General features: G+C 73.5%; 21 protein-coding genes. 7 read left to right on the forward strand and 14 right to left on the reverse strand.

The window, feature by feature from the left end:
* The first annotated feature begins 453 nt into the window (after positions 1-453).
* Positions 454-834: a hypothetical protein gene (locus ABZ920_RS02410; protein ID WP_361498357.1), complete on the forward strand. Its 381-nt coding sequence runs from the start codon at positions 454-456 to the stop codon at positions 832-834.
* 222 nt (positions 835-1,056) lie between these two features.
* Positions 1,057-3,522: a SpoIIE family protein phosphatase gene (locus tag ABZ920_RS02415; protein WP_361497912.1), complete on the forward strand. Its 2,466-nt coding sequence runs from the start codon at positions 1,057-1,059 to the stop codon at positions 3,520-3,522.
* A gap of 72 nt (positions 3,523-3,594) precedes the next feature.
* On the opposite strand, the gene ABZ920_RS02420 is transcribed toward ABZ920_RS02415, so the two are convergent.
* The 3 genes from ABZ920_RS02420 to ABZ920_RS02430 all read right to left on the reverse strand — a co-directional run bounded on the left by ABZ920_RS02420 (position 3,595) and on the right by ABZ920_RS02430 (position 5,953).
* Positions 3,595-4,089, reverse strand: coding sequence for a flavin reductase family protein (locus tag ABZ920_RS02420; protein ID WP_361497915.1), 495 nt, complete (start codon positions 4,087-4,089; stop codon positions 3,595-3,597).
* A gap of 72 nt (positions 4,090-4,161) precedes the next feature.
* The gene (locus ABZ920_RS02425) at positions 4,162-4,983 is read right to left on the reverse strand and encodes a peptidoglycan-binding protein (protein WP_361497918.1); all 822 of its coding nucleotides are present in this window, start codon (positions 4,981-4,983) and stop codon (positions 4,162-4,164) included.
* A 136-nt stretch (positions 4,984-5,119) separates the two neighbouring features.
* The gene (locus ABZ920_RS02430) at positions 5,120-5,953 is read right to left on the reverse strand and encodes a hypothetical protein (protein WP_361497921.1); all 834 of its coding nucleotides are present in this window, start codon (positions 5,951-5,953) and stop codon (positions 5,120-5,122) included.
* Positions 5,954-6,093: 140 nt separating this feature from the next.
* Between ABZ920_RS02430 and ABZ920_RS02435 the strand changes: the two genes are divergently transcribed.
* Both ABZ920_RS02435 and ABZ920_RS02440 read left to right on the forward strand, forming a co-directional pair.
* Positions 6,094-6,858 (forward strand): TetR family transcriptional regulator, encoded by a 765-nt coding sequence (locus ABZ920_RS02435; RefSeq protein WP_361497924.1) that lies wholly within the window; start codon positions 6,094-6,096, stop codon positions 6,856-6,858.
* Positions 6,859-7,099: 241 nt separating this feature from the next.
* Positions 7,100-7,513 (forward strand): zinc ribbon domain-containing protein, encoded by a 414-nt coding sequence (locus ABZ920_RS02440; protein ID WP_361497927.1) that lies wholly within the window; start codon positions 7,100-7,102, stop codon positions 7,511-7,513.
* On the opposite strand, the gene ABZ920_RS02445 is transcribed toward ABZ920_RS02440, so the two are convergent.
* A complete protein-coding gene (locus ABZ920_RS02445) occupies positions 7,495-8,796 on the reverse strand; it encodes a glycosyltransferase 87 family protein (RefSeq protein WP_361497930.1) in 1,302 nt (433 codons plus the stop codon). The two genes, ABZ920_RS02440 and ABZ920_RS02445, sit on opposite strands and share 19 nt — an antisense overlap.
* 596 nt (positions 8,797-9,392) lie before the next feature.
* Positions 9,393-9,545 carry a hypothetical protein gene (locus ABZ920_RS02450; protein WP_361497933.1) on the reverse strand — a complete coding sequence of 51 codons (153 nt, stop codon included), beginning with the start codon at positions 9,543-9,545 and terminating at the stop codon, positions 9,393-9,395.
* A gap of 330 nt (positions 9,546-9,875) precedes the next feature.
* Here ABZ920_RS02450 and ABZ920_RS02455 point away from each other — a divergent pair, with 330 nt between their 5' ends.
* Positions 9,876-10,268: a DUF2267 domain-containing protein gene (locus ABZ920_RS02455; protein ID WP_361497936.1), complete on the forward strand. Its 393-nt coding sequence runs from the start codon at positions 9,876-9,878 to the stop codon at positions 10,266-10,268.
* A gap of 575 nt (positions 10,269-10,843) precedes the next feature.
* Here ABZ920_RS02455 and ABZ920_RS02460 read toward each other — a convergent pair.
* Together ABZ920_RS02460 and ABZ920_RS02465 are read right to left on the reverse strand one after the other, a co-directional pair.
* Complete coding sequence (locus ABZ920_RS02460) at positions 10,844-11,206, reverse strand: DUF2267 domain-containing protein (RefSeq protein WP_361497939.1); 363 nt, start codon at positions 11,204-11,206, stop codon at positions 10,844-10,846.
* Between the two features lie 179 nt (positions 11,207-11,385).
* Positions 11,386-11,781 (reverse strand): DUF2267 domain-containing protein, encoded by a 396-nt coding sequence (locus tag ABZ920_RS02465; RefSeq protein WP_361497942.1) that lies wholly within the window; start codon positions 11,779-11,781, stop codon positions 11,386-11,388.
* 314 nt (positions 11,782-12,095) lie between these two features.
* Between ABZ920_RS02465 and ABZ920_RS02470 the strand changes: the two genes are divergently transcribed.
* Together ABZ920_RS02470 and ABZ920_RS02475 are read left to right on the forward strand one after the other, a co-directional pair.
* A complete protein-coding gene (locus ABZ920_RS02470; protein WP_361497945.1) occupies positions 12,096-12,728 on the forward strand; it encodes an MBL fold metallo-hydrolase in 633 nt (210 codons plus the stop codon).
* Positions 12,729-12,876: 148 nt separating this feature from the next.
* Entirely contained in the window at positions 12,877-15,054 is a 2,178-nt protein-coding gene (locus ABZ920_RS02475; protein WP_361498359.1) for an FUSC family protein, read from the forward strand.
* 302 nt (positions 15,055-15,356) lie between these two features.
* On the opposite strand, the gene ABZ920_RS02480 is transcribed toward ABZ920_RS02475, so the two are convergent.
* The 7 genes from ABZ920_RS02480 to ABZ920_RS02510 are packed head-to-tail and all read right to left on the reverse strand — an operon-like array spanning position 15,357 to position 22,410.
* The gene (locus ABZ920_RS02480) at positions 15,357-15,899 is read right to left on the reverse strand and encodes an Hsp20/alpha crystallin family protein (RefSeq protein WP_361497948.1); all 543 of its coding nucleotides are present in this window, start codon (positions 15,897-15,899) and stop codon (positions 15,357-15,359) included.
* Between the two features lie 48 nt (positions 15,900-15,947).
* Entirely contained in the window at positions 15,948-17,762 is a 1,815-nt protein-coding gene (locus tag ABZ920_RS02485; protein ID WP_361497951.1) for an FAD-dependent oxidoreductase, read from the reverse strand.
* On the reverse strand, positions 17,762-18,025 hold the full coding sequence (locus ABZ920_RS02490) for a UBP-type zinc finger domain-containing protein (protein WP_361497954.1): 264 nt from the start codon (positions 18,023-18,025) through the stop codon (positions 17,762-17,764). The genes ABZ920_RS02485 and ABZ920_RS02490 overlap by 1 nt, the downstream gene beginning before the upstream one ends.
* Positions 18,026-18,030: 5 nt before the next feature.
* Entirely contained in the window at positions 18,031-18,477 is a 447-nt protein-coding gene (trxA, locus tag ABZ920_RS02495; RefSeq protein WP_361497957.1) for a thioredoxin, read from the reverse strand.
* Positions 18,474-21,113: an ATP-dependent chaperone ClpB gene (clpB, locus tag ABZ920_RS02500; protein WP_361497960.1), complete on the reverse strand. Its 2,640-nt coding sequence runs from the start codon at positions 21,111-21,113 to the stop codon at positions 18,474-18,476. Before clpB ends, trxA begins: the two co-directional genes overlap by 4 nt.
* Positions 21,104-21,478, reverse strand: a complete 375-nt coding sequence (locus ABZ920_RS02505; RefSeq protein ID WP_361497963.1) for a chaperone modulator CbpM — start codon at positions 21,476-21,478, stop codon at positions 21,104-21,106. Before ABZ920_RS02505 ends, clpB begins: the two co-directional genes overlap by 10 nt.
* Complete coding sequence (locus ABZ920_RS02510; RefSeq protein ID WP_361497966.1) at positions 21,475-22,410, reverse strand: J domain-containing protein; 936 nt, start codon at positions 22,408-22,410, stop codon at positions 21,475-21,477. Before ABZ920_RS02510 ends, ABZ920_RS02505 begins: the two co-directional genes overlap by 4 nt.
* Positions 22,411-22,412 lie beyond the last annotated feature (2 nt).

Consider the following 22,412-nt stretch of genomic DNA (forward strand, 5'->3'; position numbering starts at 1 on the left):
CCCCGGCAGTCCGCAGTCGTCCGCGGCGGAGACACGGCCCCGGGTCCAGCAAGCATGAATGTTTTCATACGTCTTGAAAAGCAGACAGCATATATAAATACTGCTCACGGATCGCGGTCCGGCCCACCCACAGGCCGGGACCGCACCCTCGCCCGCACCTCGCACAGCCCCCGAGAAAGCCGACGGTCCCCCATGCGCACCCCGCACCATCCGCCGCACGGGCGCCGTCGCCTCCTCGGGCACCTGCACGAACGCCCCGAGCCGCCGTCCGCCACCCGCGGCGGCGCACGGGGCGTCCGGTCGGGCACCGCCCGTGCGAGCGCCCGCGGCGGCCCGGCCGTCCACCGGACCGGGTGCGGAGGCGGCTCCCGCCCCCCTCGCACGCCGGGACCGCGGCCGGAGCCGTCCCACCCCCGTCGGACCACCCTTCACGACGCCGCACACCCGGAAGCGATCACCATGCCCCTGACGACCACGCGCATCACCCCGGACTGGCCCTGCCAGGTCAAGACACCCGGCAGCTTCGACTGGGAGCGCTCGGCGGTGAAATGGCTGCGCGAGCTGGTGCCCGCGCGCTACGCCGGCTACCCCGCGCTGATCCGCCACCCGGTGCTGCTCGCCCGTCACGCCCACCTCCAGGTCCAGCAGGAGATCCGGGTGGCGCGCACGGCCCTGCAGACCGCCCGCGCCGATCTGCCCCGGCTGGGGATGCCCGAGTCGGTCATCGAACACACGATCAAGCTGTACGCGGCCGAGCTCATGCAGCTGCAGCACATCGCCCGCAGTGTCCGCGCCGTGACCGAAGCGCTGGTGGAGCGCCCCGCCGCCCGCTGACACCGCCGCCGGTGCAACGGAGTTCCGGCACCGTCCGCGGGACGTGGTCACGGGCTCCGGTCACCGCCGCCGCGGTCGTGACCGTCCTGCCCGGATCCGCGCCGGGCCGGTCGTGGGACCACGCCCACCCGCTCCGAAAAAACGTTTCTGCGGTACGCGCGGTGATCAGGGCGCTCCGGGCGCACAACCCTGTGATCGGACCGGCCGGCATGTGCGATGCTCATGAGCGTGACGAGCGAGCCAGTCTTCCCCGCGGAGTCCGGCGCCGCGCCCGACCTGGCGGCGCTGACCGAGGTCGTGGCCAGGCAGCGGGCGGAGCTCGACCGGCTGCGGGATCTGGCGGCGGCCTCCGCCGTGCTGGAGCGCGCCAAGGGCGCCCTCATGGCGCTCACCGGCTGCTGCCCCGACGCCGCGCACGAGGAGCTGGTCCAGCGGGCCAGGGCGGCGGGGCGCACGCTGACGGAGGAGTGCTGGATCACGCTCGGCGCGCTGGTGCCCCCGGCCGGCGCGACGGCGGGCGGGCCCGGCGCCGTGGCTCCCCCCGCCTCCTCCGCCGGACTGCCGTCCCCGGCCTCCGCCGTGGTGCCGTCACCGGCCGCCCCCCTCGGCCCCGGCGCCGAGCCGGGTTCGGTCCGGGAGGCCGACGGCTCCGCCGTCCTGGCCCTCCTCGGCCCGGCCCTGACCCGGGTCCGCACGCCCCAGGAGCTGGCCCGGCGCCTGCTGCAGCACTTCGCTCCCCCACCGGTCGACGCCGACGCGGTGATGATCTACCGCAGGGCGCGCTCCGGAGCCCTGGAGCTGATCGGGCACGCCGGCATCGACGACACGCTCGCCGACCAGTGGCGCCACGTCCCCCCGGTGCGACGGGCGCCCGCCCTGGAGGCCCTGGTCACGCGCCGGCCGTTGTGGCTGGAGGACCACGCCGCCGACGAGAAGCGGTACCCGCTGCTCGGGGACACCCCCGGGCCGTGGCTGTCGCGGGCCTGGCTGCCCGTGGTCGCCGACGGCACGGCGGACGTGGTCGTCGGCGTGCTGCGCGACCGCCGCGGGCCGTTCGGCCCGCGCACCCGGGAGGTGCTGGAGGGCGCCGCCCAGCTCTGCGCCGGCCGGCTGCGCGTCCTCGCGGCGCGCCCGGGACGCGCCGCGAAGGGGGCCACGGACGAGGATCCGGGCGCCGTCCCGCCCCTGTTCGACGCCCTCCCGGGCGCCTCCGTACTGCTCACTCCGCTGTACGGGCCGTCGGGCGAGGTCGAGGACTGCCGCATCGACGCGGCCACTCCGCAGACCGTCGACGTGGTCGGCCGCAGCGGCCGCGAGCTGGTCGGCCTGTGCCTCTCCGACTGCTGGCCCGCGGTGGCCGGCACCCCGCTGTGGCAGGGCCTCCTGAGCACGCTCGCCACGGGCCGGCCCTACGAGGGCGAGCCGTTCGCGCAGCGCGACCTCGTGGCCGGTACCGGGGAGCTGTCCACCTATTCGATGCGCGCCGCGCGTCTGGGCGACGGGCTGGTGGTCACCTGGCTGCGGCACGAGTCCTCGGACCTCCAGGAACAGCGCCTGGCCGACCTGCAGCGGCTCGGCCGGCTCGGCTGGGCGACCTGGAACCTGGTCACGCACGAGACGGCGTGGTCGCCGCAGGTGTTCGCCCTGCTCGACCGCGACCCCGCGCGCGGCCCGGTGCGGCTGCACGGCCTGGCGGACCTCGCCGTGCCGGAGGACGGTCCCGCCCTCGCCCGCGCCGTCCGCGACCTGCTCGCCGAGGGCAAGCCGTTCGACGTCCCGTTCCGGATCAGCACGGCCGGCGGCGTACGCCATCTGCGGGCCGTCGCCGAGGCCCTGCCCGACGCCGACGGCGTCCCCGTCCAGGTACACGGCTTCCTGCAGGACCTCACCGCGCAGCGCAGCGCGGAGCTCGCCCTCGTCGAGAGCGAGCGGGCGATGCTGGAGCAGCACGGCTTCCTCCAGGCGGAGCGGACGCTGGCGGGCCGGCTGCAGCACGCGCTGCTGCCCCTGCCGCGCCGGCCGGTGCAGCTGAGCGGGCTGCGGGTGGACGTCGCCTATCTCCCGGCGCAGTCCGGCATCCACGTCGGCGGGGACTGGTTCAGCTCCATCGAACTGCCCGACGGCGACGCGCTGTTCGTGGTGGGCGACGTGGCAGGGCACGGCATCGACGCGGTGGCCACCATGGCGCAGCTCCGCTTCACCGCCAAGGGCATGATCATCACGGGCTCGTCGCTGACCGGGGCGCTGTCCCGGCTGAACACCCTGCTCCTGCACTCCCGCGACAAGTACACCACCGCGACCATGGTGCTGGCCCGCTACCACCCGGACGAACGGCGTCTGAAGTGGGCCCAGGCCGGCCATCCGCCGCCGCTGCTGCTGCGCGGGGGCGAGGCCCGCTACCTGGAGCGGCCGCGGGGCGTGCTGCTGGGGGCCACCGCGTCCCCGCGGTACGAGGAGGCCGAGTGCGTGCTGGAGCCGGGCGACCGGCTGCTGCTGTACACCGACGGGCTGGTGGAGCGGCCCGGCGAGCCCTTCGACCGGGGTCTGGACCGGCTCGCGGAGGCCACCACGGCCCACCGCGCCGACAGCCCCGGCTCCCTCAACCCACTGCTGACGTCGCTGCTGGGGAGCGAACGGCGGGACGACGTGTGCGTCGTGGACATCCGGGCGCCCGTGGAACCGGCGTAAGGGCGGGGCCCGGGGGGGCGGAGCCGGTCCGGGGTGAGAGGCGGTCCGCGAGCCGAGGGCGGCCCGGGGAGCTCAGTCCTCGGCCGGGTGTCCCGGCCGGATGTCGAGGGCGTCCGACAGCCGGAGCAAGGGCCCGTCGAGGTCCTTCCGTTCGCCCGCCTCCTCCGGTTCGAGCAGGAACCCCACGTGATCGCCCGCGTCGGTCCGCCGCAGGATGCGGCCCACGAACCACGCCGGCGCGTCCTTGAGGACGAGCGCGCCCCCGGACCGTTCCGTCCAGGCCACCCGTGCGAACTTGTCCACGCCGTCGTCGCCGGTCCGGCCGCCGAACAGGGCGGCCAGCGCGTGCTGTTCGCGGGTCAGGAGGTGCACGGCGAGGCGGTCGGCGTGCTCGGCCACCCGGAACGTCCGGTTGGCCTTGGACAGCCACACCGTGAAGCGCACGGGCCGGATCGAACACTGCGCGGCGAACCCCACGAGGCAGCCGTCCCGCTCCCCGCCCGCCGCCGCGGTCACCACGCACATCTCCGGGTCGAGCCGGTGGCTGAACTCCTCGATGGCCGTCATCGCGCTCCGCTCCCTTCCCGCGCTGCCGCCGCCGTGCGGCGCCCCGGAACAGGTGCCCCCGTCCCGGCCGTTTCACGCGCCCCCGGCGGGAGTGCGGGCCTCCAGGGCGCGGCGGGTGTCGTCGCCGTAGACGCCGGTCTCGTCGCCGCGGATGCCGTACCAGAGCTGGAAGCGGGCGACGGCCGCCTCCAGGGCGGCGTCGTACCGGCCGTTGGTGCTGCCGTCGCGGTAGACGTCCGGGATGCGCAGCAGGCGTACCTGCAACTCGGTGACGTCCGGCCCGCTGTCGCCCGCGCGCAGCGTGCCGGGGCCGTCCGGGTCGTCCGCGGCGGTCGCGTCCGGCGCGGGCCCGGGCACGGAGGCGGAGCCGGTCGCGGCGGGCGGCGCGGGGGAACCGGGCGGGCCGGTCGCGGAGGGAGCGGGAGCCGCGGGGCCGGTCGCGGAGGGGTGCGGGGCTCCGGCCGCTGCCTGCTCGCCGCGCCCCGGCAGCAGCAGGGCGCCGCCGAAGCCGATCAGCGCGGCGGCGGCCACGGCGAGCGCCACGGCCGCCCGGCGCGTCCGGTGACCGGGCGGCGGAAAGGGTACGTCCCCGCCGCCACGCCCCGACCGCGGGGCGGGGGCGGACGCCCGCGAAGGGCCGGTGGAGGGAGCCCCGCCCCGCCGGGTGCCGGCGCCCGACGGTGCCTCGGCGGGCACGGGCGGCAGCTCCTGCGTCGCGTCCTCGGTTCCGTCGGCCGCCGGGGGCAGGGCCACGGGGTCGTAGGCCCCGGTGCCCTCCCGGAACTCCCGCATGAGCTCGGCCAGCGCGTCGGTGCGGCGCAGCCGCAGGACGCGGACCGGTTCGAGGGGTGGGTCCTCGCCGTGCTGCTGTCCGGCCCCGGGCGGTGTCGACACACTGCTCTCCTTCCGTCCCGCACCCACTCCGTCCCCGGCGAGTGATACGCGCCCGGAGCGCCGGGAGTTCAGCGGGGCCCTCCCCGCCCCGCCGGCCCGCCCGGCCGGGTGCCGCCGGGGCCGTGGCGGGCGGCCGTCAGGCGGTCTCGTCCAGGAACCGCCGCACGGACTCCTTCACCGCGGTGACGAAGCGGTCCCTGACGGTGTCGTCGAGGGCGTCCAGGGACAGGTACGGATTGAGGTCCTCCAGCTCGACCAGCAGCAGTTCACCGCCGGGCGCCCGGCAGGCGTCGACCCGCTGGATGCCGTGGGCGAGCCCGTTCCAGTCGACGAACCGGCGCGCGAACGCGAGGTCGTCGGGGGTCGGCGCGTACGGTTCCAGGCGCCAGCGGGCGGCGGGGTCCGGCGCGTACAGGGCGTAGTGGAACTCGTCGTCGACGAAGTAGAACGACACCTCGTAGGCGAAGTCGACGTGGGGCTGGACCAGGACGCTGCCGTCGGCCAGGCCGGGAACCTCCGCGCGGGTGACGACGCGCAGGCCGGCCGAGTCCGCGCCCAGCTTGGGCTTGACCACGTACCGGTCCGCCGCGGGCAGCCGGCCGAGGTCCTCGGCCCGGTCGGCGGTGGGGATGACGGGGAAGCCGGCGGCGGCCAGGTCCACCAGGTACTGCTTGCCGGCCATGTCCCCCCGGCCCGTGAGCGGGTTGTAGACCGGCACCCCGTCCCGCAGCGCCCGCGCCCGGAAGTCCTCGTACGCCTCCCGGTACTCCAGGACGGGTCCGCTGTTGCGCACGACGACGGCGTCGAAGGCGTCCATGAGCGCCGCCGCGTTCCCCGGGTGGCACAGAGCCAGGTCGAAGTCGTCGCGCAGCCGGGAGGTCAGATGCACGTCCTCGTCGCCGTACCGGCGCCCGCGCGCCGGGTACGCCAGGTCGGTGACGTAGAGGAGACGGGGGCGGGCCGGAGGCATGGTGGGGGCTCCCAGGGGCGGAGGTGGTCCGTAGGTCGGCGGTGCAGGAAGGTTACGCCCCGACGAGGGCGGAGCACTCGGTTCCCTGCCCGGCTGCACTCGGTGCCGTCCGGACGCGGCCGGGTGCTACGTTCGCGGACATGAGCTCCAGCGACGCGTCCCCCGGGCGGGGTGGCAGGGAACAGGCGGCGACCGCGAAACCGCCCATGCGGGACGCCCTGGTGGCGGCGGCGTTCCGGCTGTTCCTGGAGCGGGGCTACGAGCAGACCACCGTCGACGACATCGTCGCGCTCGCCGGGGTCGGGCGGCGGTCGTTCTTCCGCTACTTCCCGTCCAAGGAGGACGTGGTCTTCCCCGACCACGAGCGGTGCCTGGCCGACATGACGGCGTTCCTCTCCTCCGGCACGGACGACGACGAGCCCGTGCGGCGGGTCTGCGACGCGGCCCGGCTGGTGCTGCGGATGTACGCCGAGAACCCGACCTTCTCCGTGCAGCGCTACCGGCTCACCAGGAAGGTGCCGGGGCTGCGGGCCTACGAACTGTCGGTGGTGTGGCGGTACGAGCGGGCGCTCGCGCAGTACCTGCGCGCCCGGTTCGCGGGCCGGCCCGACGGCACGCTGCGGGCGGACGTGGTGGCCGCCGCCGTGGTCGCCGCGCACAACAACGCCCTGCGCTCGTGGCTGCGTTCGGACGGGCAGGGCGATGCGGGCGCCGCGGTGGACCACGCGCTGGGCCATGTGCAGGAGGCGTTCGGCCGCCCGCCCGCCGGCCCGCCCTCCGCTCCGGCCGGACAGTGGTCGGGGCGGGACGAGGGGCAGGACGACGTGGTGGTCGTCGTGTCGCGGCGCGGGGCGCCGCTGTGGCGTGTGGTCCAGGAGATCGAGTCGACGCTGGGCCGGGACTGACCGGCGGGGACGGCCGCCCCCTCGACAGCGGTCAGCCCGGAGAAACGGCCCTCACCGGAAACCGGGGGAAGCGGTCCGCGAAGGAGTGGTCCCGGTTCACAATTGAGGGTACGGAGTGCCTTTACGAGTGGCACTGAGTGCCATACGCTGAGCCCGTGCACGGTGGCACGGCGACCGCGCACGCACGGGCACGGGTGACCCGCGCACGTGATGTCCGGCCGAGCGCAGGGAGTTGACCAGCGTGTACCACCACTCAGGAAACACCGCTCATCCGGCAGCCGGCCCCGCGACGGGCCTCCTGGAGCCCGAGGACCGCGACCCGGAAGCCCTGTACTTCCAGCGCTGCACCTGGTGCGGCACCGCCATGTACCACCGGCTGCTCTGCCCGGTGTGCCGGGGCAGCGACCTCAGCACGGAGCGCAGCGAGGGCACCGGCACGGTCCGCCACTCCACGGTGGTGCACCGCAACACCCCCGCCGCGCGCAATGTGTCCCTCGTCGAGATGGCCGAGGGCTTCATCGTGCGGGGCAGGGTCATGGGCCCGCCCATCGGCATCCACAGCGGCGACCGGGTCCGGCTGTCCACGGCCCGGGACGCGGTCCGCGGCGAGCCCGTCTTCCAGTTGCTGGACGAGCACTACCGCGCCTGGACCTGACGGTTCGTCACCCGCCGTCCGTGCGGGCGCTGGTGACCGGGTGGCTGTGCGGGCACCGGGTGAGGGCCCCGCACGGGGCGGGACGCGAGCGTGAGGAGCGTCAGCGCCGCGCAGACGGCGTACACCGAGCCCGGCCAGGCGAGCAGCGCCGGATAGGGGCTGGCACCGGCCAGGTGGTCCTCCGCCCGGATGAGCTGCGGCACGAGCCGGCCACCTGCGGCTAGTGTCCACACCACGAGCGTGACCCGGGCGAGCAGGCTTTCCCGGTGGGGGCCGTGCACGAGCCAGATCATGGCGGGCAGGCACCAGATCCAGTGGTGGCTCCACGAGACGGGGCACACGAGCAGTCCGTACAGCTCCGCCGCGACGAGGACGCCGAGCGGGTCCTGCCGCCGCGCGGCGGCCCGCAGCGCCAGGACCGTGCCCAGCGTGGCCAGCGCGAGGGCGGCCCACCAGACGAGGGTGGCGCCGCCGTCCTGGCCGAGCAGTCTGTACAGCGCCCCGCGCAGGGACTGGTTGCGCACGGACCACACCGGCCCGACGCGCCGGGTGTCCGTCACGAGGCCGGTCCAGTAACGGGCCGACTCGTCGGGGGCGACGCACCAGGCCGCCGCCGTGGCGACGCCGGCCGCGACGGCGGCCCAGACGGCCGCCCGCCACTGCCGGGTCGCCAGCAGGTACAGCCCGCCGACCGCCGGCGTCAGTTTCACCGCCGCCGCCAGCCCGACGGCCGCGCCCCGGCCCACCGCCGTCCGGGACACCGTCAGGCCCGCGAGGACGACGGCGCCCAGCAGCAGGTTGACCTGCCCCAGGTCCAGGGTGTGCCGCACCGGTTCCAGCCACAGTCCGGCGGCGGTCCACAGCAGGGACAGGGCTCGGTGGTGGCCGCCTGGGCGCGGGCGCAGGAGCCGGACCGCGCAGGCGCTGATGACGAAGAGGGCCGCCACGGAGGCCACCCGCCACAGCAGGAGCCCCGCCGACCAGGGCAGGCGGGACAACGGCAGGAACAGCAGGGCGGCGAAGGGCGGGTAGGTGAACGGCAGCTCAGGGATGGGCGGCCGGGTGTGCAGCGCGTAGTCGTACAGGCCGCCGGTGAGGAGGTGCGCGGAGGCCTCGCGGTAGACGCGCAGGTCGAGCGGGTGGGAAGGCTGCGTCGACACGGCGAGGACGTGCAGCGTCAGCGAGGCGGCCAGGCACCGGCCGGCATGAGCGGTGAGCCACGTCCCGATCGCCCGGCCCGCCGTCCGCAGTCCGCTCACCCGCACCAGCCCCGTCACGTCCACCGCCCTCACGCACCGTCCCGGACGCCGTCGGTCCGGCCCGCGACGCGCGGTCGGCGGCGGGTGTGTGCGAGGTGCGTGCACGGGGCCGCGGCGGCGCCGGACGCGCACCGCGACCTTCGGCGGCCGCAGCCTAACCGGGCGCGCGGGCCGTTCTGCCGCCGCCACGCGAGGGGCACCGGCCGCCGCTCCGCGCCCACCGCCGTGTCCACGGAGACCCCCCTGCCGGCCCGCCCTCAAGCCATCACCCTGACGAGCGACCGTCGGCGCACGCGCACCCGCCACCCCGATGAGTGACCGTCGCCCCCTCGGCGAGCCGTGAGGCGGTCCGCCCACGGGAGGCGGCACGGCGTTGCGGCGCCTACGAGGACAGCCACCCTCGGCCCACGCCTGCCACCACGGGCTTCGTGGTTTCCCGCCGATACCGTCCGATCCGGTGTGGTTCACACCGAGCCTGCCGTACCCCGACGTGGGCACGACCTACGGACCGCAGATCACGGGACGACCACTTCACACCTGAGAGTCCCAGCCGCAAGAGCCCGACGAACCACTCGTTCCCGGCAGTCGCCGGCGACTCACGTGCGGCGCGGGGCCACGCATCAGGACGGCGCCGGGCCCTCCGGCTCCCCGCCGTCCGAGTCGAACACCTTCGTGAAGGTGGCCCCGCACCTGCAGTGCGAGTGCTCGATCAGTTGTCCTTCGGCCGACACGCTCAGACCCCGGCTGAGCCGCACGTGCACATGATCACTCATGAGGAGCTCCCTTCCTTGACATCCCTGCTCCGTCATCGTGGAGCCCGACGGGGTGGACCGGCAATGCCGCAGCTCACACGTGATGGTCGATCGTGACGCCCGCTTTCCGCCGCGGGTCCCGCCGCGGGTCCCGGAACGGCGCGCGGTGTCCCCGGCACGAAGTGCGCGATCGGAGGGGGCGGGAGTGCGGCGTACGGCAGTCGTCAGACCCGGCGGACCAGCCGCTCCGGCCTGTCGCGCGCCCCTGACAGGCTCGGCCGCACCTGGGTACCCAGGAAGGGGTATCGCGTTCGATGCCCTCAGATCGCTGGCAAGCGGAGATGATGAGAGATGCAGCAGCACGAGTTCCTCGCTCGCGTACGCGAGCTCGGCGAATACGACAGCCAGGACGAGGCCGCGAAGGTGACCGAAGCGGTGCTGAGCGTGCTGGCCCAGCGCATCAGCCCTGGTGAGGTCGATGACCTTGCCTCCCAGCTGCCCGGACGGCTCGGACCGGCACTGGCCGAGGCCAAGCCGCCGCAGGCCGAGAGCTTCGGAATCGAGGAGTTCTACCGCAGGGTCGCCGAGCGCACCGGCGCCCGGCCGCGCACCGCGGAGTGGGACGCCAGCGCGGTCCTGACCACCGTGGCCGAAGCCGTCTCCGGCGGTGAGCTGAACCAGATCATCAGCCAGCTCCCCTCCGGCTACGCCGTCCTGTTCGGCAAGGCCGATCTGGCCGGCTGAAGCCAGGGCCCCGGGGCAGCGCGGGACGGCCACACCGCCGGCGCGCGGGCCACCACCGGTCCGCCCGGCCAGGGCGTGACCAGCACAGCCTGCGCTTCGAGCGCGCCGAGCCGCGCAGGGTCGCCGTCAGCGGGTCCAGCAAGAAGAGCTCCGGCCGACCGAGGGCGGCCGGAGCCGACCAGGGGCAGAGGACGGGCACCTGATCTCCCCCGCACCCGCCCTCCGCCCCACCGGAGAGAAGGGCGGCGGGCGGCGTGACCCCGCCCCGCGGAGCACCTTCCTCGACCAGGCGAGGGAACACGGCGAGTACGAAACCGGGCACGCATGCCCCGCCCGGCGCATGTCCCCGCCCCGCTGCGGCGCACCTGGTCGGCGAGGTGCCCATCCGGCGGCGTACCTGCCGGAGGACTTCGCATTGAGCCCCCAACCGAGCAGTGGGCGGCTCGGGACGTCAGCGCCGTCCTCACGACCGTTGCCGATGCTGCCGGCCACGACCTCGTGGGGAAAGCGCTTGCGAGCGATTCTTCATGGCGTGCGCGCACGCAGCCGTGTTGCGGGCGCCGGGCTGCCCGACGCTAGATGTTCTGGAACTCGTTGGGCAGTTGCGCCATCACGTCCTCGAACTCCGTGCCGGGGACGGCCTCTGCCAGGGTCATGAAAACCGCCGCAACGCCCCTGCGCGCCACGGTCTCGTCGACGCCCGCACGCTCACTCACTCGCCGGACGAACTCGTCGACCCCGAACTTCTGGGCGACATCCTCCGGTGGGACCAGGGGCGGGGCGATCTCGGCGGGCAGGACGCCGGCCAAGTGCCTGACCTCGCCGCCGGTGATCCGCTCGGCCAACGTCAGCATCGTGGCCCGGGTCAGCTCCCAGGCCTGCTCCTCGGGCACGTGGGCCCGCCCGCTGACGAGCTGGATGAACTCGTCGCTGTCCATGGCGCCTCCAAACGGTCGCTAGTGCCGCGACAGGCGACGTCCGCCCCGTCGCGACGTCCGGCACCCACTCTCGCCCCACCGGCCGAAAGCCCGAGTACATCCGGTACGAGGCCGTCCGTCACGCCGAGAGCGCGCACCGGACGCCGCTCCTTGACGGGCAAACGTTGCCTGACGCGGCACTAGCCGGCGCCGGCCGGGCCCGCGGGAGTGGGGAGCAGGATGTCGTACTCCCTGGGCAGCTGGGCGGTCGCGTCGCGGAACTCCTGGTCGCCGACCGCTTCCCTCAGGGTGGCCAGGACCGCGCGGATCCCCGCCTCCGCGAGTTCGCGGGGCACGTCCGCGCGGTCCGCCACACGCCGGACGAACGAGCTGGCCCCGTAGCCCTTCGCGATCTCCTCGTCCGTGCGCAGCCAGCTCTTCAGCGGCTCGGGCAGCGGCTCCGCGAGGTCCTGGGCCTCTCCTCCGCTGATCCGGTCGGCGAGCACCTCGAAGGTGGCGCGTGTGAGGGTCTCCGCAGCGTCGGGGGAGACACCCGCCCGCTCGGCTGCCTTCGCCAGGAATGCGTCGTACTCCATGCGCCCCTGCCCCAGTCGTCGTCAGGCCGTCCGTCGGCGTGATCACCAACAGATCCAGTCAAACCCATACCTGTCGCCTCGGCCACTGGGCAGGGCCGGCACCGATTCCGACTGTGACGGAGCACCCATGGGGTCACGCAGGTCAGCGCATCCGCCCCGGTGAGGGAAGACCTGCCGGTTGCTGCCGCCTGCCCGGCGGGGTCCACTGGGAGGAGAGGGCCTCATCCGGAAAGGGGCTGTTCCATGGAACGGCAGGCGAAGGACCCCAGAGCGCGGGTGACCGCCCGCGGCCGAGCGCTCCCGGCGGTGATGTCGTGACCGCCCGGGTCGAGTGCGTGGTGACGACCGGCGTCGTGGCCGGGCCGGACGCCGATACCACGCCGATGCAGAACAACGTGTGGATCGTCGGTGACGACGAGCAGGCGATGGTGGTCGATGCCGCACACGAGCCGGACGTCATCGCCACGGCGCTCGGCGACCGCCGCGTGGTGGCGATCGCGTGCACCCACGCACACAGCGGACACGTCGACGCGGCGGTGGCTCTGTCGGACCGCACCGGGGCTCCGATCATGCTGCACCCGGACGACCTGGAACTGTGGCGCCGCAGCTTTCCCAGCCGGGTCCCCGACGAGGAACTCGTCGACGGCCGGGTGATCAACGTCGCCGGAACCGCTCTGACGGTACGTCACACTCCGGGACACACGCCGGGATCCGTAAGTCTGTACGATCCGGCGCTGCGCCGCGTCTTCACCGGGGACATGCTGCTCTCGCGCGGCCCTGGAGCCATCGGGCCGGAGGACTCCGACTTCCAGGCGATGGTCCAATCGATCCGCGAGCGCCTCGCCACCCTGCCCCCCGAGACGGTGGTGTGCCCGGGGCACGGCGAGGTCACCACGGTCGGCGAGGTGGGCGAGCGCGTGGAGGACTGGCTCCGCCGCATCACGTGAGAGCGGGAGGCCCAGGAAGCCGAAGACGGCCAGGGCGCCGTTCAGTCGGGCTTTCTGCGCCGTCCGGTCATCCTTGTGCCGCGGTGACGCCGCGGCAGCTGGGGAAGTCATCATGAAAAGCAGCGGCCCTCCGGCCGCGCGCGCACCCGTGACGTGGCTGCGGGCCTTCGGTGAGGTCGTGCGATCCGGGCTCAGGATCGAGGAGACGCGGCTGGAGCCCCTGCTCGCGCTGCGCACGGCCGCCGGCGTGGCGATCGTCATCGGGCCGGTGCTGTGGCTGATCTCCCCCGCGTACGCCGCGTCCGCCGCCCTCGGTGCCTACTCCGCGGGTGCGGCCACCTTCCAGCGCACCTGGCGTCCACGCAAGGTGCTCGCGCTCGGCGCGGGCGCGGGTCTGGCGCTCAGCACCTTCGTCGGCTACCTGGCGGCGGGGCGGCTCGTGACGTTCCTCCCGCTGCTGGCCGTATGGGCCTTCGCCGCGGGGATGGCGTGGGCTGTCGGATCGACCGCCGGAATCGTCGCAGCGACGACCGTGGGCAGCATGCTGGTGACCGTCACCCTGCCCGCGAGCTTCGGGCAAGCCCTGGAGCACGCCGGGCTCATCGCACTCGGGGGCGCGACGCAGGCCGTGCTGATCATGCTGTTCCCGATCCGGCGTTGGGGAGCGCATCGTGACGCGCTCGCCGACGCCCTGGCCGCCGTGGCGGACTACGCCCGCCGGCTGCGGCACGACCCGACCGCCCCGTTCGACCCGGAACCGTTGATGACGGCCCGGGAGGCGGCTGCCGTGACGCCGTCACAGGCCCGCACCCGTCCCCCTGTCCTGCACGGCCCCCGGGGACTCGCCGAGCGCATCCGGCCGGTCGTCGCCGCGCTCGCCGACCCGGACGTCGGCGCCCCGGCGGAGGGACCCGGGCGGGACCGCGCGCGGGAGTTGCTCGACGCGGCCGCCGACGTCCTGGACGCGGCCGCCCGTTCGATCCGCCGCGGCACTCCCGCCGAGGTGCGGCCCGGGAGCACGGACGTCCTGCGCGTCGACGAGGAGAACGAGGTGCTGGAGGGCCCCGCGCGGCAAGCTGCCGAGCGGCTCACGGACCTGCTCGGCGAGGTGTGGGAGATCGCCGGGAGCGGCGGCGCGCGCGGGACGGCGCCCACGCCGCCCGGCCCCGCCGGTGCCCAGTTCCTGGTGCGCCCGACGATGTTGCGGCTGGTCCCGGTGGTCGTCCGGGCGGTCCGGTGTGAGCTCCGCCGGGACTCCCCCGTGTTCCGGCACGCCGTCCGTCTGGCGGCGGTGGCCACGCTCGGCTACCTGATCGCCGCCCGGCTCCCCCTGGGCCACGGCTACTGGGCGCCCATCGCCTCGGTGATGGTGATGCGGCCGGACTTCCACCGGACGTACGCGCGTGCCGTGGCCCGTCTCGCCGGGACCGTGGCAGGGGTCGCGCTCGCCACCGGGATGGTGCGGGCCCTGGGCCCGGACGCCCATGTGTTCGGCGCGTTGGCGGTGGTCTCGGCGGGCCTGTCGTACACGGTGATCCGGACCGGCTACGCCTACTCCCAGTGCTTCACCGCCGCGTACGTCGTCTTCCTGCTCGGCATGGGCGGCCAGGCGTGGAAGCAGACGGTCCCGGAGCGGGTGGTGCTCACCCTGCTCGGCGGGGCCCTGGCGATGCTGGCCTACGTGGTGTTCCCCGCATGGGAGACGCCCCGGCTGCCGGGCCGGCTCGCGGACTGGCTCGCCGCCACCGGCCGCTACGCGGCCGCGGTGCTCCGCAACTACGCCGAACCGACCCTGGAGCATTACGCCGACATGCGCAGGGCACTGCTGGCCAGCAGGGAGGCACATGCCGCCTGGCAGGAGGCATACGACCGGGCACGGCAGGAACCGGTCCGCCCCCGGGGCCTGACGTCGCGTGAGGCGCAGGAGGCGCAGAAGGCGCTGAAGGGGTTCGGCCGCGCGGCGATGCTGTTGGAGGGCCACGTACGGCCGGCGGACAGCCGTGTCGTCCCCGAGGCGGAGCGGTTCGCCGAGGCGCTGGAGGCGGACACCGCGGAGGCGGCGGCCGACGTGCGCGAGCACAGGAATCCGGACTGGGGGCGGGTGGAGGAGGCGCTCCACGCTTGGGAGGACGCCGCCGCCGACAACCGGAGCCAGGTCGTGCGGCGCGAGGCGGAACTGCAGAAACGGGCGTTGGAAGATCTCGCGACGGCGGTGAGCCGCACCCCCCTGGAGCGGGACGTCGTCTCTGCTCGCGAGGAGCAGCGGGTGCGGGCCGCCGTGGCGACGGAAGGTGACGGATCAGGACCCGCGCACGGGGGTGGGTGACGGCGCCGGCGGCGAGGGGCACCGCGCCGGCTGGAGGGGCAGGCAGCCTCGCGGCCGCGTCGAGCGCCGCACCCGTACGCCGCTGTCGGCATCACGGCGGTGATGCCCTTTCAGTGGGGGTCGGCCAAGGGGTGGTGCGGCGCGCTGGGGGGGGCGGTCGAGGCGTTCGCAGAGGCGGCAGCCCCGTGCCGATGTGGGGGGCGGCGGAGACATACCGCACCGTGCAGGGCGTTGCCCCCGCCGCGACGGCAGCGGTGACGGACCAGGTCCGGCACCGCCGGCTCGGTCGGATCTCAGGCGTCTCAGGCGGAGGTGGTCCCGCCGCTCGCCGCTGCGCCGCTCTGGGCGGCGTCTTCGCGCGTGCCCTCGCCGGACTCGCTGATCTGGACCCGGCGGGGCCTGGTGGTTTCGGCCTTGGGGACGGTGATGCTGAGCACTCCGTCCTGCAGGTCGGCCTTGATGTTGTTGGTGTCCAACTCTCCGGGCAGCCGCAAACGGTACTCGAAGGCTCCCACGCGGCGGGTGCTGCGACGCAGGGCGCCCTTGCGTTCCCGCTCCTTGATCTCTCCGGTGACCACGATTTCGGGACCGTTGGCCTCGACGTTGATGTCCTTGCTCTTCACACCGGGCAGTTCGATCTCTATGTGGAACGCATCCTCGGACTCCGTCACGTCCGCGAGGGGCGTCCACGCGGCCGTGGGTGCCGCGCCCACCGTCGACTCCAGCAGACCGCTCATCTGGTTGAGCAGTTCGTCGAACTCGACCAGGGGATTGGCAGGGGTGGGTACCCAGACGGGCCTTTCCTGCATACCGCCACCGCGGTGGCGCCGGACGGGCATCGTCATCGCTGTCGCCTCCTTCTTCCTTCTCGTGTTCTCATCGCCCGCCATGTGTCATGCGAGCCATGCGGACTCCTTGTGACGTATGCGTGGGGAGACGTCCGAGCCGCCCGCGGCGGCCGGCGTGCCCGTGGTGCCGGGTACGGCCGAGTGCCCCAGGTGCCGGTGCACGAAGTGGATGGCCATCGCGCCCTCACCGGCCGCCGAGGCCACCCGCTTCACCGAGCCGCTACGGACGTCCCCCACCGCGAAGACTCCGGGCAGGCTGGCTTCCAGGGTCATGCTCGAGCGCCCGCGGCCGTGCCACACCTCGGGGTGGGCACAGGCTTCCTGGGCCTCCGGCCCGGTGAGGACGAAGCCGCGGGCGTCGAGGGCGATGCTGCCGGCGAGCCACTCGGTGTGAGGGTCGGCGCCGGTGAAGACGAACAGGCCCCGCACCGCGAGCCGGCGGTGCCCGCCCGTGCGGTTGTCGACGACGTCGAGCTCCTCCAGCACCTCCTGGCCGATGACCTCGGTGACCTCGGTGTGCAGCATGACCTCCACCCGCGGATGGCGCTCGACCTGGTCGACCAGGTAGCGGGACATGTTGGCCTCGAGACTGTCTCCTCGGACCAGCAGGTACACCTTCGGCGCGTACTGGGCGAGGAACAGCACCGCCTGGCCTGCCGAGTTGCCTCCGCCGACGACGGCCACCGGGTCGGCGCGGCACTGCTGGGCCTCGTAGACGGTCGCCGAGTAGTGCACGCTCGTTCCCTCCAGGCGTTCGATGCCGGGCACCTGAAGCCGGCGGTAGCGGGCACCCATGGCCAGGACGACGGCGCGGGCGGCGATCCGGCTGCCGTCGGCGAAGGCCACCGCGTAGTGGTCGTCGCCCTCGGGCTCGAGACCGGTCGCCTCCATCGGAATGCTGATCCTGGCGCCGAACTTGTCGGCCTGGAGCACCGCGCGTTCGGTGAGTTCGGCGCCGGAGATGCCGGACGGGAAGCCGAGCAGATTCTCGATGCGGGACGACGTGCCGGCCTGGCCGCCGGTGGCCATCGCCTCCACCACGGTGGTGCTCAGGCCCTCGGAGGCGGCGTACACCGCGGCAGCGAGGCCGGCGGGTCCGGAGCCTACGATGAGGACGTCGCCGTGACGGTTTCCGGCGGGCAGGGACGGCAGGCCGATGAGCCGGGCCAGTTCCGCGTTGCTGGGGTTGCGCAACAGGGTGGTGTCCCGCCAGATGACGAGTGGTGTCTCCGCCGGGCCGACGCCGAAGCGGCGCAGCAGTTCCTCGGCCTCCTTGTCGGTCTCCAGGTCGATCCAGCGGTGCGGCAGCCGGTTGCGGATGGCGAACTCGCGCAGCCGCCTGGTGTCGGGCGAGTAGCGCGAGCCGATGATGCGGAAGCCGGCGCCCTGTCCGACGAGCAGCGCGCGACGGCCGAGACAGGCGCGGAGCACGGTGTCCCCGATGTTGGAGTCCTGGGACACCAGGTGGCGCAACTGGTCCAGGGAGACGACGAGGACTTCGCCCGGCTCCCTGACGACAGCGGTGTAGAAGGCCACCTGTCCGTGCAGCAGCCCGAGTTCGCCGATGAAGCGGCCGGGGCCGTGCACGCGCAGCAGGTGCTCCTCGGGAGTGCCGTAGTCCTCGACGACGGCGACGGAACCGCTGAGGACGACGAAGAACGTCTCGCAGCGCTCTCCCTCCCGGATCAGCACCTCGTTCGGAGCCGTGCTCCGGCGTTGCCCGTGCTCCGTCAGACGTGCTATCTGGTCCTCCGTGAGGCGCGGATACGCCCCGTAGATGTCCGGGGTCTCCCAGAAGACGCCCTCGTCCGTTTCCTCCGGTACCGGTTCTCCGCCCGGCAGCGAATGGTCGCCGGACATCAGACGAACGCCTCGTGCACGTAGCACCAGCGCCAGTCCTCGCCGGGCTGGAACGACTGCACGATGGGATGGGCGTCGGCAGCTGCGTGCCTGCGCGCGTGCTTGTTCGGCGAGGAGTCGCAGCAGCCGACGTGCCCGCAGCTCAGGCAGAGCCTCAGGTGGACCCAGGGGGAGCCGAGGAGCAGACACTCCTGACACCCTTCTGGCGTCAGCGGCCGGACCGGCCGGACGAGCGCGAGGTGGGGGTCCGCGTGCTGGGTCATCCGGATCACCTTTCCCGGCCGGTGATCGACTGTTCCACCCACCGGCGCAGAGCGGGGGCGGGCGCCGCCCCCGCCTGCCGGGCGACCGTCTCACCCCGGTCGAGGACGAGCAGCGTGGGCACCGCCTGGACCTCGAAACGCTGCGACAGCCGCGGGTTCTTGTCGACGTCGACCTTGACGAGTTTGATGCGGCCGGCGAGGTCGGTGGCGACCTTCTCCAGCGCGGGGCTGACCATGCGGCAGGGGCCGCACCAGGTGGCCCACAGATCGACCACGACGGGGACGTCGGCCCGCTCGGCGACCTCGGCGAAGTCGTCGTCGCCCGCGTCCACCATCCACGGTAGGGGCTGCTTGCAGTGGCCGCACTTGGGGCGGCCCTCCGCGGCCACGGGCACCCGGTTGGTGCGCCCGCAGTGGGGACAACGGACAGTCGTCGCCTGCATCGTGCTCATGCCGCCCGCGCTCCTTCCACGTCCTCGGGCCGTTCGTAGGTGACCACCAGTTCCCCCGCCTCGGCGTCGACGCGGACCGTGGCGCCTTCCTGGACGTCGCCGCGCAGCAGGGCACGCCCGACCATGGTCTCGACCTCATGGGAGATGTAGCGGCGCAGCGGCCGGGCCCCGTATACCGGGTCGTAGCCCTGCTGGGCGATCAGCTCCCGGGCGGCGTCCGTGAGTTCGACGGTGATGCGGCGTTCGGCGAGGCGGCGGCGCAGCTCGTCGAACTGCAGCTCCACGATGCGCTCGATCTGCCGCTCACCGAGTGGCTTGAACAGCACGATGTCGTCGACGCGGTTGAGGAACTCCGGGCGGAAGTGCCCGCGCAGCTCCCCCATCACCAGGGCGCGGGCGTCCGGCTTGATCTCACCCTCGGCGGTGACGCCGTCGAGGAGGTGCACGGAGCCGATGTTGGACGTCATGATGATGATGGTGTTGCGGAAGTCGACCGTGCGGCCCTGGGCATCGGTGATGCGTCCGTCGTCGAGGACCTGCAGCAGGGTGTTGAAGACGTCGGTGTGCGCCTTCTCGATCTCGTCGAACAGCACCACCGAGTACGGCTTGCGGCGTACGGCCTCGGTGAGCTGGCCGCCTTCCTCGTAGCCGACGTATCCGGGCGGTGCGCCGACGAGCCGGCTGACGGTGTGCCGCTCCTGGTACTCGCTCATGTCGAGGCGGACCATGTTCTCCTCGGAGTCGAACAGGGCCTGGGCGAGGGTCTTGGCCAGCTCGGTCTTCCCGACGCCGGTGGGGCCGAGGAAGATGAACGAGCCGATGGGGCGGCGAGGGTCGCGGATGCCGGAGCGGGCGCGGATGATGGCGTCGGCGACGAGTTTGACGGCCTCGTCCTGGCCGATGACGCGCTCGCGCAGGATCTCGTCGAGGCGCAGCAGTTTCTCGCGTTCGCCCTCCTGGAGACGGGCGACGGGGATGCCGGTCCAGGCGGCGACGATCTCGGCGATCTCCTCCTCGGTGACGACCTCGCGCAGCAGCCGGTTCTTCCCTTGCTTGGCGGCCAGTTGCTCCTCCTCCGCGGCGAGCCGGCGTTCGAGCTCCTGGAGGCGGCCGTAGCGGAGTTCGGCGGCGCGGTTGAGGTCGTAGGCGCGTTCGGCCTCCTCCGCCTCATGACGGACCTGTTCCAGTTCCTGGCGCAGTTCCTGCACGCGGCGGATGGCCTGCCGTTCGGCCTCCCACTGGGCGCGTTTGGCGTCGGCCTCGGCGCGCAGGTCGGCCAGTTCCTTGCGCAGTTCCTCCAGGCGGGCTTTGCTGGCGGGGTCGGTCTCCTTGGACAGGGCCGCCTCCTCGATCTCCAGGCGGGTGACACGCCGGGTGATCTCGTCGAGTTCGGCGGGCATCGAGTCGATCTCGGTACGCAGCCGGGCGCACGCCTCGTCGACGAGGTCGATCGCCTTGTCGGGAAGGAAACGGTCGGTGATGTAGCGATGGCTGAGGGTGGCCGCGGACACCAGCGCGGTGTCCTGGATCTTCACGCCGTGGAAGACCTCCAGGCGTTCGCGCAGGCCGCGCAGGATGGAGATGGTGTCCTCCACGCTCGGCTCGTCGACCAGGACCTGCTGGAAGCGGCGTTCGAGGGCGGCGTCCTTCTCGATGTGCTTGCGGAACTCCTCGAGGGTGGTGGCGCCGATCATGTGCAGTTCACCGCGGGCGAGCATCGGCTTGAGCATGTTGCCCGCGTCCATCGCCCCTTCGGCGGCGCCCGCGCCGACGACGGTGTGCAGTTCGTCGACGAAGAGCAGGATGCGCCCCTGGGCGGCCTTCACCTCGCTGAGGACGGCCTTGAGGCGTTCCTCGAACTCACCGCGGTACTTGGCACCGGCGACCAGGGAGCCCATGTCGAGGGCGAACACCGTCTTGTCGCGCAGGCCCTCGGGCACGTCGCCGCGGACGATCCGCTGGGCCAGGCCCTCGACGATGGCGGTCTTGCCGACGCCGGGGTCGCCGATGAGGACGGGGTTGTTCTTGGTCTTGCGGCTGAGGATCTGGGTGACGCGGCGGATCTCCCCGTCGCGGCCGATGACCGGGTCCAGCCGCCCGGAGCGGGCCTCGAGGACCAGGTCGCGGCCGTACTTCTCCAGGGCCTCGTAGGCCACTTCCGGGTTGGCGGAGGTGACCCGCTGGTTGCCCCGGATCTGGGTCAGCGCGCTGAGGAACGACTCGCGGGTCACGCCGTGCTCCTTGAGCAGGCGTCCGGCGGCGGTCGCCGAGCCCTCGTCGGCCAGGGCGAGCAGGAGGTGCTCCACGGACACGTACTCGTCCTTGAGGCGTTTGGCCTCCCGCTCGGCCGCGTCGAGCAGGCGGGACAGGCGCTGGGTGACGAAGACCTGGCCGGGCGCCGCGCCGGGGCCGGTCACCTTGGGGCGCCGGGCCAGTTCCTCCCGCACGGCGGCCCGCAGTTGCTCCGGGTCGCCGCCCGCCTGTTGCACCAGTCGCGGGACGAGGCCGTCCTCCTGGTCGAGGAGAGCGAGCAACAGGTGTTCCCCGTCGACCTCGGTCTGTCCCATGCGGACGGCCGCGGTCTGAGCCTCCTGGAGGGCTTCCTGGGACTTCTGGGTGAGACGGTTCATGTCCATGGGAATGTTTCACTCCTCGTACCGGCGCGGCGCAGTGCGGCTTCGAGCAGGCTGATGCGGTCCAGCAGGTCGAGCACCAGGCCGATGGATGCGTAGTTGAGGCACAGCCCGATGCGCAGCCGCTGGACGCGGGCGAGGGCGGCCGGTGCGGTGGGTTCGAACACCAGCCCCCCAGCGGCGTCACGCTCGGCCTCGACCAGTCCCAGAGCGACGAACCGGCGGACGAGGTCGGGATGGACGCCGGCGCGGCGGGCCGCGGTCTGCAGGGAGAGCCTGGGCACCGGCACGATCGCGTACTGGACGCGTGCCGGTGCGGGCGCGGTCGGCGAAGACGCCTGGCGCGCGTCGACCGGTCGGTCGCTCATCGTGTCCTCCTGGGGTCGAACGAGGAGACGGCGGCGAGCTCCTCGAACAGTTCGCGCTCCCGGTCGCTGAGCTTGGGCGGCACCATGATCCGGAGTTCGGCGTAGAGATCGCCGTTGGCGCCGCGCGGTCCCGGCATGCCCTCGCCGCGCAGCCGCAGCCGCCGGCCGCTGGAGGACCCGGGGGGTACGGTCACCTTGGCCGTCGCCCCGCTCGGCGTGGGCACGGGAACCGTCGCGCCCAGCGCGGCCTCCCAGGGGGTGACCGGAAGCTGCACGTACACGTCCCGGCCGTCGAGGCGGAACAGGGGGTGCGGCTGGATCCGCACCCGCAGGTACAGGTCTCCCGCGGGGCCGTCGCCGCTGCCGCGGCCGCCCTCGCCCGCCAGCCGGATGCGCTGCCCGTCGACGACGCCGCGCGGCACGTCGACCTCGTAGCTCCGCTGCCCGGAGGGCCCGGCGAGGGTGACGGTGCGGCGGCCTCCGCGGTAGGCCTCCTCGACGGTGAGCGGCAGTTCGGCCTCCTGGTCGGCTCCGGGGACACGCATCCGTCCGGCGCCCCCGAAGAACGAGCCGAACAGGTCGTCGATGTCGACACCCTCCGCGCCGAAGCCGCTGGTGGCGTACCGGCCCCGGGGGCCGCCCCCGGTGGACCAGCGGAAGCCGCCGCCGGGTCCCGCGCCGGCACCGACCCGCTCCTCCCAGTCCTCGGGGACCTTCCGGAAGTCCTCGCCGAACCGGTCGTAACGGGCCCGCTGGTCCGGGTCGGACAGGGCGCTGAAGGCATCATTGATCTCCTTGAACCGCTCCTCCGCGGCCGGGTCCTTGTTGACGTCGGGGTGGTGCTTGCGGGCCAGCTTGCGATACGCCCGCTGGATCTCGTCCTTGTCGGCGTTGCGCGGAACCCCGAGGACCTCGTAGAAGTCGCGTGCCATGG

It is taken from the genome of Streptomyces sp. NPDC046831 (assembly GCF_040645305.1).
GTDB lineage: Bacteria > Actinomycetota > Actinomycetes > Streptomycetales > Streptomycetaceae > Streptomyces.